The sequence below is a fragment of the Nocardia thailandica NBRC 100428 genome (assembly GCF_000308795.1).
GTDB lineage: Bacteria > Actinomycetota > Actinomycetes > Mycobacteriales > Mycobacteriaceae > Nocardia > Nocardia thailandica.
On the sequence record NZ_BAGK01000101.1, the window covers coordinates 1 to 11,125 of the forward strand.

Genomic DNA, 11,125 nt, shown 5'->3' on the forward strand with positions numbered 1-11,125 from the left:
TCCTTCGCGATAGGGGACCCAGATCTGGGTCCCCTATCGGCGTTTCAGGGCTGTTCTCGGCCCACCACGCCGGGCAGCTGCTGCCCCGCCTCCCGTGCGTGGTTGAATTTCACCAGGCGGGGCCATGAAACCAGAAAGGGATCGCCGTGTCGGAACACAACGACGGACGGAAGCCTTTCCGCCGGGACGGTGACGCCCGCGGCTTCGGCCGGCGCGGCGAACCGAACGAGCGGAACAGCGGGGGGCAGCGCGGGGGCGGCCACCGGGACAACGAGCGCCGGGGAGACTTCCCCCGGTCCGACCGCGGCAGCGGATTCGACCGTGGTGACCGCGGCTTCCGCCGCGACGACGACAAGGGCGGCTTCCGGCGCGAGGGCGGCGACCGCGGCGGCTACCAGCGGCGCGACGCCGGCGACCGGCGCGACGACAACCGAGGCGGATACAACCGGTCTGGCGGCTCGCGTGACGACCGCGGCGGCTACCGCCGCGGCGAATCCGACCGTGGCACAGGCGGTTCCGATCGCGGCTTCCGCCGCGACGACGACAAGGGCGGCTTCCGGCGCGAGGGCGGCGACCGCGGCGGCTACCAGCGCCGCGACGACGATCGTGGTGGATACAACCGGTCCGGCGGCCCGCGTGACGACCGCGGCGGCTACCAGCGCGGCGGCGACGATCGCGGCGGGTTCCGCCGGGGCGGCTCCGACGACCGCGGTGGCTACCAGCGGCGCGACGACGACCGCGGTGGTTTCCGGCGCGGCGGCGAATCCCGCGGCGACGACCGTGGCGGATTCAAGCGCGAGGGCGACCGTGGCGGTTACCAGCGTCGCGACGACGATCGCGGCGGTTACCAGCGCGGCGGCGACGATCGGGGCGGTTTCAAGCGTGAAGGCGATCGTGGCGGTTTCCGCCGCGACAGCAACCGGGGCGACGACCGCGGCGGCTTCCGCCGGGACGGCGGCGACCGGGGCGGCCGCGGTGGCGACGACCGCGGCTACCAGCGCGGCGGCGACGATCGCGGCGGGTTCCGCCGGGGCGGCTCCGACGACCGCGGTGGCTACCAGCGGCGCGACGACGACCGCGGCGGCTTCCGCCGGTCCGGCGACGACCGCGGGTACAACCGCGGTGGCGATGCCCGCGACGATCGCGGCGGATTCAAGCGCGGCGGCGACGATCGGGGCGGGTTCCGTCGCGGCGGATCCGACGAGCGCGGCGGTTACCAGCGCGGCGGCGACGACCGCGGCGGGTTCCGCCGGGAGAACGACGACCGTGGCGGTTTCCGGCGCGGTGGCGAGTCCCGCGGCGGCGAGCGCGGCGGTTACCAGCGCGGCGACGATCGTGGCGATCGCGGCGGATTCAAGCGTGGCGGCGACGATCGGGGCGGGTTCCGTCGCGGCGGCGACGACCGTGGCGGGTTCCCGCGCGACGACCGGCGCGGCCGGGGCGAGGACCGCGGTGGCTTCCGGCGCGAGTCCGACGCGGAGTCCGTGCGGGAGGAGACCTCCGACGACGCGGGTTCGACCGCGTCGGCCGAGACTCGTGCCGGGGAGAACGTCAGCGCGGCAACCGATGCCGGGGTGACCGGCGGCGCGGACGAGTCGCTCGGCGACGCCGGTGCGGTCTCCGGCGTCGGAGGGACCGAGCGCGGCACCGACGCGACGGTCACGGCCGACAGCGACGCTCCTCGGGACACCGCTCCGGCCACCGGCAAGGCGGCCGGCACGGGCCCGGACACCGGCGATGCGGTCGCCAGAGGCGGCGACGCCTCGACAGGTGGCGCCTCGACAAGTGGCGCCTCGACAAGTGGCGCCTCGACAAGTGGCGCCTCGACAAGTGGCGCCTCGACAAGTGGCGCCTTGGCGGGTGACGCCGCGAGCGGCAGGTCGGCCAGCGGCGCGACGGCGAGCCACGCCCCTGCGAACGGTACGGCGGCGAGCGACGCCCCTGCGAGCGGTACGTCGGCGAGCGATGGTGCGGAGTCGCGCGACGAGGCGCAGCCCACTCGCGGTGCCGATGACGAGCAGGTCCGCTCTCTCGACGACAGGGATCGCGGTGGTGACCGCTACGGCTCCCGTGACGATCGGGACCGTGCTGGTGACCGCTACGGCTCCCGCGACGACAGGGATCGCGGTGGCGACCGCTACGGCTCCCGTGACGATCGCGATCGCGGTGGTGACCGCTACGGCTCGCGTGACGATCGGGACGACCGCCGCCGGGGTGGCGAGGGCGCCCGGGTGACCGGTGGACGCTCGCTGGATCGCCGTCCGGCGCGCCCGGACGAGCCCGATCTGCCGGAGGACGTGCAGGCCACCGATCTGGATCCGGCCGTGCGCCGCGATCTGTTGAGCCTGGACAAGGGCAATGCCGAGACCGTGGCGCGGCACCTGGTCATGGCCGTGGAGCTGCTGGAGGACGACCCGCGGCTGGCCCTGGCCCACGCGCGCGCGGCCCGGCAGCGGGCGGGCCGGATCGCGGTGGTCCGGGAGACCGCCGGCGTGGTCGCGTACCACGCCGAGGAGTGGGCCGAGGCGCTCTCCGAGCTGCGGACCGCGCGGCGCATGTCCGGTGGGTCCGGGCTGCTGGCGGTCATGGCCGACTGCGAACGCGGCCTCGGCCGGCCCGAGCGGGCGATCGAACTCGGCCGCAGCGAGGAAGCCCAGCGGCTGAAGGGTGACGAGGCCAGCGAGCTGCGCATCGTCGTGGCCGGAGCCCGCATGGACCTCGGCCAGTTCGATCAGGCCGTGGTGACCCTGCAGACCTCGGACCTCGATCCGGCCCGCACCGGACCGGCCGCGGCCCGCCTGTTCTACGCCTACGCCGACGCGCTCGTCGCGGCGGGCCGGACCGACGAGGGCCTGCGATGGTTCCTCAACGCGGCCTCGGCCGACGTCGACGGCGACACCGACGCCGAGGAACGCGCCGCCGAACTCACCGGCGAGTAGCTCCCGCATCACCGACGGCCGCCCCCGAGACCGGGGGCGGCCGTTCGTGTTCCGGCACCGCGGCGACCGTCCGGCGCGGGGGAGCGAACCCGTGGCACGCCTCCGGGACCGTCGGCGCGCCCCGGCCCCGGACGTCGCGGGAACCGGCGGTGCAGGTGCCGTGCGTCCCGGCACGCGGAGCGGCGCAGGCCCACCGCGGAGGTCGGCGTGTTCGCGACACACCTGTCGGCATGTCGGGCGACTCCCGGCGGGACGGGAACCGAGTGCCTGTTACCCGCCGCGGATCGGCGCGCGGTGATGCCTGATCATGAAAGGGCTTGTGATCCGGCGGCTCCGGGTCACGGGACGGATGTGTCGGTGGCTCGGCGTAGGGTCTGCGCGTGTTCGTCCCGGCCCGTAACGACGACGACAGTGAGATGGTGTGAACCGGCTACGCGATGGCTACGACGCTCTGCTGCTCGACCTCGACGGCACCCTGTACCGGGGTCCGGAGGTCATCGAGGGCGCGCCCAAAGCGCTCGCGCCCGACGGCGATTCGGCGCAGCGGCTCGTCTACGTCACCAACAACGCCGCCCGGGGCCCCGCCCCGGTCGCGCGGCACCTGGCCGAACTCGGCTACCCGGCGGCCCCGGACGACGTGGTGACCAGCGCGCAGGCCGCCGCCCGCCTGCTGGCCGAGCGGCTCGCTCCCGGGTCGACCGTGCTCGTGGTCGGCACCGAGGACCTGGTCGCGGAGGTGAGCGCGGTCGGGCTCACCCCGGTGCGTCGCTTCGACGGCGAACCGCCGGCCGCCGTCGTCCAGGGACACTCGCCGCTGACCGCGTGGCCGGATCTGGCCGAGGCCGCCTACGCGGTGCGCGCCGACGCGCTCTGGGTGGCCGCCAACGCCGACCGGACCCTGCCCAACGAGCGCGGTCTCGCCCCGGGCAACGGCGCGATGGTCGCGGCCCTGCGCGCGGCCACCGACCGGGAGCCGCTGGTCGCGGGCAAGCCGTTCGCGCCCCTGATGGAGGACGCGCTCGCCCGCGCGGGCGGCGGGCGCGCCCTGGTCGTCGGCGACCGGCTCGACACCGACATCGAGGGCGCCAACGGGCTCGGGCTCGACTCGCTGCTGGTCCTCACCGGCGTCAGCACCCTCGACGACCTCGTCGCCGCGCCCGCGGAGCGGGTACCGACGTTCGTGGCGCTGTCGCTGGACGCGCTCAACGCCCCGCAGGCCGCCGACGCGGCGGCCTGCGGCGAACTGGCCGCCCGGCTGGCGGCCGAGCCCGGCGTGGCGGTACGCGTGCGCGCAACCGATTCGGAAATCCGATAGCGTTGACCCCACGATGAGTACACCGAGTTCGCCCGCGAGCGGCCCCACACCGCGCCCCCGTCCCGGGGTCCCGTTGCCCGGCAGTCACCTGCCGGGTGGTCCCGGACAGCCCGAACCGGCCGATCCGCAGCGGGTCCGGGCCGAGATCGACGCGCTGCTCGCCGAACTCGGCTCCTCGCCCGCCGTTCCCCACGCGGCCGAGAGCACCGAGGCGGGCGCCGACATCACCCGTCGCGCCCGGATCCTCGAGCAGGCGCACGAGGTGCTCGTCGACGCGCTCGCGACCGTGGACAAGATCTAGGTGGCCAGGCGCGCACGCGTGGACGCCGAACTCGTTCGCCGCGGGTTGGCCCGGTCACGGGAACACGCGGTCGAACTGATCGGCGCGGGCCGCGTCCTCATCGCGGGCACCGTCGCGACGAAACCCGCCACCGCGGTCGAGGCGGGCACCCCGCTGATCGTGCGGACCGAACCCGACGAGGTCCAGTGGGCCTCGCGCGGTGCCCACAAGCTGCTCGGGGCGCTCGCCGCGTTCGAGCCGGCCGGCCTCGACCTGGCGGGCAGGCGCTGCCTGGACGCGGGCGCCTCGACCGGCGGGTTCACCGACGTGCTGCTCGCGCGCGGCGCGGCCGAGGTGGTGGCTGTCGACGTCGGCTACGGCCAGCTGATCTGGCGGTTGCAGAACGACGAGCGGGTGCGCGTGCACGACCGCACCAACGTCCGCAACATCACGCCCGAGACCATCGGCGGCACCGTCGACGCGGTCGTGGGCGACCTGTCGTTCATCTCCCTCGCGCTGGTGCTGCCCGCGCTGGCGGCGTGCGCGGCGGACGGGGCCGACCTGCTGCCGATGGTGAAGCCGCAGTTCGAGGTCGGCAAGGAACGCGTCGGATCCGGCGGCGTGGTGCGCGATCCCGCGCTGCGCGCCGAGGTCGTGCGCGAGGTGGCCGCCGCGGCGGCGGGGCTCGGCCTGAGCACGCTCGGCGTGGTCGCCAGCCCGCTGCCCGGGCCGTCGGGCAATGTCGAATACTTCCTGTGGCTGCGCAAGGACGGCGCGGCCGGCTACGACGCCGAACAGGTCGCGGCGCTGGTCGCCCGCGCGGTCGAGGAGGGCCCGCAGTGAGCACCCGCGAGATCCTGCTGGTCGCCCATCCCGGCCGCGCCGAGATCATCGAGACCGCCCACCGGGTGGCCAAGATCTTCGCCGAGGCCGGGATCTGCCTGCGCGTGCTGGCCGACGAGGCCGACAGCACCCGCTTCGGCGACGAGCCCGCCGGCTTCCCGGTGCGCGTCGTGCCGCACAGCCCCGGCGCGGCCGACGGCTGCGAGATGGTGCTGGCGCTCGGCGGCGACGGCACCTTCCTGCGCGCCGCCGAACTCGGCAGGCCCAGCGGCGTTCCGGTGCTCGGAATCAACCTGGGCCGTATCGGTTTCCTCACCGAGGCCGAGGCCGAGCATCTCGACGAGGCGCTGGCCCAGGTCGTGCGGCGCGACTACCGCGTCGAGGACCGGATGACCATCGACGTCACCGTCCGGGTCGACGACGTCGTCGTCGAGCGGGGCTGGGCGCTCAACGAGGCCAGCCTGGAGAACGCCCAGCGCATGGGCGTGCTCGAGGTGGTGCTCGAGGTCGACGGGCGGCCGGTGTCGGCCTTCGGGTGCGACGGCATCCTCATCGCCACGCCGACGGGGTCCACCGCCTACGCGTTCTCCGCGGGCGGGCCGGTGGTGTGGCCGGAACTCGAAGCCCTGCTGGTCATCCCGAGCAACGCGCACGCGCTGTTCGCGCGGCCGCTGGTGACCAGCCCGGATTCGGTGATCGCGGTGGAGACCGTGGCCACCGGGCACGACGCGATCGTATTTCTCGACGGCAGACGTACATTGGCGCTGCCACACGGTGGGCGGGCCGAGGCGGTGCGCGGTGCGCGACCGGTCCGGTGGGTGCGGCTGGACTCCGCGCCGTTCGCCGACCGGATGGTGCGCAAGTTCCAGTTGCCCGTGACCGGCTGGCGGGGCAGGCGGCGAACGGAGATCCCAGGTGTTGACAGAGATCAGGATTGACGGCCTCGGCGTCATCTCGACGGCGACCGCGCAGTTCCACGAGGGCCTGACGGTCCTCACCGGCGAGACCGGCGCGGGCAAGACCATGGTCGTGACCAGCCTGCACCTGCTCAGCGGCGCCCGCGCCGACGCGGGCCGGGTGCGTGTCGGCCAGGCCAAGGCGGTGGTCGAGGGGCGCTTCGTCACCGACGAGGTCAACGACGCCGCCCGCGCGGCGGTGGCCGAGGTGCTCGAGGCGGCGGGCGCGGAGGCCGACGAGGACGGCAGCATCATCGCCGTGCGCACGGTCAACAGCGACGGCCGCTCCCGGGCCCACCTGGGCGGCCGCGGGGTGCCCGCGGCCGTGCTCGCCGATTTCAGCGCCAAGCTGCTCACCGTGCACGGGCAGAACGACCAGCTGCGGCTCCAGCGGCCCGAGCAGCAGCGGCACGCCCTCGACCAGTTCGCCGGCGAGAGCGTCGGCGCGCTGCTGCGCAGGTACCGGACCGCGCGGCGCGCCTGGCTCGACGCCCGCACCGAACTGCTCGAGCGGACCGCGCGCAGCCGCGAACTCGCCCTCGAGGCCGACCGGCTCAAGCACTCGCTGACCGAGATCGACGGCATCGCCCCCGAACCCGGTGAGGACGAGCGGCTGGTCGCCGAGATCCGCCGCCTCAGCGACCTGGACTCGTTGCGCGAAGCCGCCGCCGCCGCGCACGAGGCGCTCACCGGCGCCGCCGACAATCCCGGCGACGGCGCGGGCGCGCTCGACCTGCTCGGCGGGGCGCGGGCCCGGCTGGACTCCGCCGACGATCCCGCCCTGGCGGCGCTGGCGCCCCGGCTCGGCGAGGCGGTCGCGGTTGTCGTCGACCTGGCCGCCGAGCTCAGCGGCTACCTCTCCGAGCTGCCGTCGGATCCCGGCGCGCTGGATCAGCTGCTGACCCGCCAGGCCGAGCTCAAGACCCTGACCCGCAAGTACGCCCCCGACATCGACGGGGTCATCGCCTGGGCGGACGAGGCGCGCCTGCGGCTGGACTCCCTCGACGTGTCGGAGGAGGCGCTGAGCGCGCTCGCCGCCGAGGTGGACGCGGCCGCGGAGAAGGTCCGCGAGGCCGCGCGCAAGCTGTCGGCCGCCCGGGCCAAGGCGGCGGGCAAGCTGGCCAAGGCGGTCAGCACCGAGCTCACCGGCCTGGCGATGGGCAAGGCCGCCCTCGACGTGCGGGTGCGGACGATGATCGCCGGTCCCGGCGATTCGGCGCCGCTCGATCTCGACGGCGCCACCGTGCACGCGGGCTCCCACGGCGTGGACGAGGTGGAGTTCCGGCTCGCGGCGCACTCGGGCGCGCAGTCGCTGCCGCTGAGCAAGAGCGCCTCCGGCGGCGAGCTCTCGCGCGTCATGCTCGCGCTGGAGGTGGTGCTGGCCGGGTCCGACCACGGCACCACCATGGTCTTCGACGAGGTCGACGCCGGTGTGGGCGGGCGGGCCGCGGTCGAGATCGGCAAGCGGCTGGCCCGGCTGGCGCGCACCCATCAGGTCATCGTGGTCACCCACCTGCCGCAGGTGGCCGCCTTCGCCGACACGCACCTGGTGGTGAACAAGTCCGACGACGGCAAGGGCAAGGTCGACAGCGGGGTGCGCACCCTCACCGACGACGAGCGGGTGGTCGAACTGGCCCGCATGCTGGCCGGGCTGGACGACACCGAGACCGGTCGCGCGCACGCCGAGGAACTGCTCGAGACCGCCCGCGCCGAGCGCGTGGCGGCCTGATCCCCTCGACGGAAAACGCGCGGCGCCACCGGATCCGGTGGCGCCGCGCGTCGTAGGGAGGGTCAGCGCAGGGCCTTGCGCACCCCGCCGATGAGCTGGTTGGTCAGCTGGCGCAGGCCGAACTCGAGGACCTTGGCGGGCACGGGCAGCGACGGCTCGGAATCCATGGTGTAGACCACGCGGGTGCCGCCGGAGGGGGTGTCGGTGAAGGTGATGGTGCCGACGTGGCTCTTCACCGGGGCGCCCTTGACGATCTTGTAGGTCATCCGCTCGTTGGGGACGAGCTCGGTGATCTCCTCGGTGACCCCGACCGGGCCGAGGCCCAGGTGGTGCTGGGACCCGACACCCTCGCGCGCGTCGGCGCCGGGCTTGACGAGCTTGACGGTCACGGGCAGGTAGGGGCTCACGCTCTCGCGCTCGGCGAAGAAGCGGTAGACCTGGTCACGAGGGGCGTCGAAGGTGGTCTCGACGGTACTGCGGGGCATGGATCTCTCCTGTCCGGATGTCTGTGACTCGCAGCATACGGGTACCCGCGGTTTCCCGTCCGACCTGGCACCGTACGGCGGGTGGGCGTGTGGGTGACCCCGCGGCGGCGCGATGCGGCATACTCCCGGTAGATCGTTTGGCAGGCGAACTTGTTCGATCGACCCCCGCCGCGGCGGGGCCGTCCGAGAGGAAGCGCGAGACGATGCGGATGATCAGCAGACTCGGTGTCGCGGGGGCCCTGGCGACGGCGGCGGTGCTCGTCGCCGGCGGAACCGCCGCCGCCGCCGACCCGGTGACCACGAACTTCGCCGGCGCCGCGGCCTTCTGGGGCTGGAGCATGAACGGCCCCGGCACCGACCACGTCACCGTGACGGCGACCACGGGGGAGCGGCCCGGGCAGACCTCGTTCGGGGTGACCGCGCCGCTGCCCTACAAGGGCGACGGATCGCCGTGGCTGCGCGCCCGCGTGCAGTGGCTCAACGTGAGTACCGGAGAGTCCGGTGTCGCCGACGTGCCCTACATCCACCCCTGCACCGAGCCCGCGCTGTGTCCCGTCGCGCCGGTGACCGTGCACACGGGGTCGGGGCAGATCGTGGCCGGCGTGTACGCCGTCTCCGTCGGCGGCAACATCGGCCCGAGCGTGACGGTGGTCCCCGGCTTCGGCGCCTTCCACGCCGGCTGACGCGGAGCGCGTTCGCCACGACCGGGGGCGAGCTGAATCGTCCGGTGCCGCACGCGCGTCCGTCGATGCCGGTCGGTTGCCCGGCGAGATGGGTCACAGTGACAAATGTGACGGCGGATTCGGCGCGCCTCCACCAATGGTTGAGGGTTTGCGCTCATCATCGGCGCCATGAAGATGCCGGCGCTGCTGTCGAAGAACACCGAAACCCTGCCCGGTGTCGCCGGGATCGCCCGGGTCGACCGCAACACCCGCCGGTTGCTCAGGCGGGTCGGTCCCGGTGACGTGGTGGTGCTCGACGAGACCGATCTGGACCGCCAGACCGCCGACCGCCTGGTCGAGGCGGGCGTGGTCGCGGTGATCAACACCTCGCCCTCGATCTCGGGCCGCTACCCGAACCTGGGCCCGGAAGTGCTGGTGGCCAACGGGATCCTGCTCATGGACACCGTCTCCTCCGACGCCTTCGGCCGGATCAAGGACGGCGCCAAGGTCCGTATCGATGGCGGCATCGTCTACGCCGACAAGCTGACGCGGAAGGAACCCGAGGTCCTGGTCGAGGGCATCGAATTCGACGAGTCGGCGATCGCGGAGCGGATGATCGAGGCGCGCAACGGCCTGGCCGACCACCTCGACGCCTTCGCGGGCAACACCACCGAATTCGTCCGCACCGAGAGCGCTCTGCTCATCGACGGCATCGGCGTGCCCGACGTGGAGCTGGACCTGCGCAACCGCCACGTCGTCGTGGTCGCCGACGGGCCGGATCACGCGGCCGAACTCCAGCGGCTCAAGCCGTTCATCAAGGAGTACGCCCCGATCCTGGTCGGGGTCGGGCGCGGCGCGGACACGCTGCGCAAGCTCAAGTACACCCCCGACCTGATCGTCGGCGACCCCGACGAGATCGCCACCGAGACGCTGCGCTGCGGCGCGGAGATGATCCTGCCCGCCGACACCGACGGGCACGCGCCGGGGCTCGAGCGCATCCAGGATCTCGGCATCGGCGCGATGACCTTCCCGTCCTCGGGATCGGCCACCGACCTGGCGCTGCTGCTGGCCGATCATCACGGCGCCTCGCTGATCGTGCTGGCGGGGTCGGCGGCCTCGCTCGAGGACTTCTTCGATCGCGGCAGGCGCGACTCCACGCCCGCGACCTTCCTCACCCGCCTCAAGGTCGGGACCAAACTGGTCGACGCCAAGGCGGTGGCGACGCTGTACCGGCACCGGTCGACGGGCGCGGCGTTCGCGCTGGTCGTCCTGGCCGCCCTGGTCGCGGTCGTGGTGGTGATCCTGGCCTCGCACAACGGCGCCGAGATGCTCGACTGGGCGATCGATACCTGGAACGGCCTCGTGCTGCGCCTGCGGAGCCTGCTGTGATCTCGGTGCGTCAGCACGCGATCTCGATCGCGGCGATCTTCCTGGCGCTGGCCGTCGGCGTGGTGCTCGGTTCGCAGACCGTCGCCGAGGACCTGCTGTCGGGGCTGCGCTCGGACCGATCCGCGCTGCGCGGGCAGGTCGACACCCTGGGTGACCAGAACCGCAGGCTCACCGAGCAGCTCGACGCCGCCGACCGGTTCGTCGCCGGATCGGCGGGCCGGGTGCTCGGCGGCACCCTGGCGAACAAGTCGGTCATCGTGTTCACCACCCCCGACGCCGATCCGGCCGACGTCGAGGCCGTCGGCCGGTCTCTGCGGACCGCGGGCGCCACCGTGACCGGCAGGCTCGCGCTGACCGACGCCTTCCTCGACGCAGGGGAGGGCGACCGGCTGCGCACCGCGCTGACGAACCTGGTCCCGGCGGGCCAGCAGCTGAAGACCGGCGCGATCGACCAGGGCACCATGGCGGGCGACCTGCTCGGCACGGTCCTGCTGGCCGACCCGGCCACCGATCAGCCGCGCAGCACC

General features: G+C 73.9%; 11 protein-coding genes. 9 read left to right on the top strand and 2 right to left on the bottom strand.

Translation table 11 applies throughout. From position 1 onward, the window contains the following. Positions 1-44 precede the first annotated feature (44 nt). Positions 45-1,907 carry a hypothetical protein gene (locus ON36_RS35435; RefSeq protein ID WP_169334692.1) on the bottom strand — a complete coding sequence of 621 codons (1,863 nt, stop codon included), beginning with the start codon at positions 1,905-1,907 and terminating at the stop codon, positions 45-47. Here ON36_RS35435 and ON36_RS10265 point away from each other — a divergent pair. The 6 genes from ON36_RS10265 to recN all read left to right on the top strand — a co-directional run bounded on the left by ON36_RS10265 (position 1,854) and on the right by recN (position 8,062). Continuing rightward, positions 1,854-2,939, top strand: a complete 1,086-nt coding sequence (locus ON36_RS10265) for a tetratricopeptide repeat protein (protein ID WP_373281791.1) — start codon at positions 1,854-1,856, stop codon at positions 2,937-2,939. The genes ON36_RS35435 and ON36_RS10265 overlap by 54 nt on opposite strands. Positions 2,940-3,360: 421 nt before the next feature. Further along, positions 3,361-4,254 carry an HAD-IIA family hydrolase gene (locus tag ON36_RS10270; protein ID WP_043650752.1) on the top strand — a complete coding sequence of 298 codons (894 nt, stop codon included), beginning with the start codon at positions 3,361-3,363 and terminating at the stop codon, positions 4,252-4,254. A 13-nt stretch (positions 4,255-4,267) separates the two neighbouring features. Beyond that, positions 4,268-4,555: a hypothetical protein gene (locus tag ON36_RS10275; protein ID WP_052313839.1), complete on the top strand. Its 288-nt coding sequence runs from the start codon at positions 4,268-4,270 to the stop codon at positions 4,553-4,555. Beyond that, positions 4,556-5,377: a TlyA family RNA methyltransferase gene (locus tag ON36_RS10280; RefSeq protein ID WP_043650754.1), complete on the top strand. Its 822-nt coding sequence runs from the start codon at positions 4,556-4,558 to the stop codon at positions 5,375-5,377. Next, positions 5,374-6,315 (top strand): NAD kinase, encoded by a 942-nt coding sequence (locus ON36_RS10285; protein WP_043650762.1) that lies wholly within the window; start codon positions 5,374-5,376, stop codon positions 6,313-6,315. Before ON36_RS10280 ends, ON36_RS10285 begins: the two co-directional genes overlap by 4 nt. Beyond that, positions 6,293-8,062: a DNA repair protein RecN gene (recN, locus tag ON36_RS10290; protein ID WP_043650755.1), complete on the top strand. Its 1,770-nt coding sequence runs from the start codon at positions 6,293-6,295 to the stop codon at positions 8,060-8,062. The genes ON36_RS10285 and recN overlap by 23 nt, the downstream gene beginning before the upstream one ends. A gap of 62 nt (positions 8,063-8,124) precedes the next feature. Here recN and ON36_RS10295 read toward each other — a convergent pair whose 3' ends face one another. After that, entirely contained in the window at positions 8,125-8,547 is a 423-nt protein-coding gene (locus tag ON36_RS10295) for an SRPBCC family protein (RefSeq protein ID WP_043650756.1), read from the bottom strand. Positions 8,548-8,756: 209 nt separating this feature from the next. Between ON36_RS10295 and ON36_RS10300 the strand changes: the two genes are divergently transcribed. From ON36_RS10300 to ON36_RS10310, 3 genes are all read left to right on the top strand, one after another. Next, the gene (locus ON36_RS10300) at positions 8,757-9,230 is read left to right on the top strand and encodes a hypothetical protein (RefSeq protein WP_043650757.1); all 474 of its coding nucleotides are present in this window, start codon (positions 8,757-8,759) and stop codon (positions 9,228-9,230) included. A 168-nt stretch (positions 9,231-9,398) separates the two neighbouring features. Further along, positions 9,399-10,598, top strand: a complete 1,200-nt coding sequence (gene steA / locus ON36_RS10305) for a putative cytokinetic ring protein SteA (RefSeq protein ID WP_043650758.1) — start codon at positions 9,399-9,401, stop codon at positions 10,596-10,598. Then, positions 10,595-11,125: copper transporter (locus tag ON36_RS10310; RefSeq protein WP_043650759.1), on the top strand; the 531-nt coding region annotated here is incomplete at its 3' end. The genes steA and ON36_RS10310, both read left to right, overlap by 4 nt.

Bases quoted from the DNA above. Each gene is read 5' to 3' on its own strand.
- ON36_RS10275 (WP_052313839.1), top strand. From the start codon at position 4,268: ATGAGTACACCGAGTTCGCCCGCGAGCGGCCCCACACCGCGCCCCCGT.
- steA (WP_043650758.1), top strand. From the start codon at position 9,399: ATGAAGATGCCGGCGCTGCTGTCGAAGAACACCGAAACCCTGCCCGGT.
- ON36_RS10300 (WP_043650757.1), top strand. From the start codon at position 8,757: ATGATCAGCAGACTCGGTGTCGCGGGGGCCCTGGCGACGGCGGCGGTG.
- ON36_RS10295 (WP_043650756.1), bottom strand. From the start codon at position 8,547: ATGCCCCGCAGTACCGTCGAGACCACCTTCGACGCCCCTCGTGACCAG.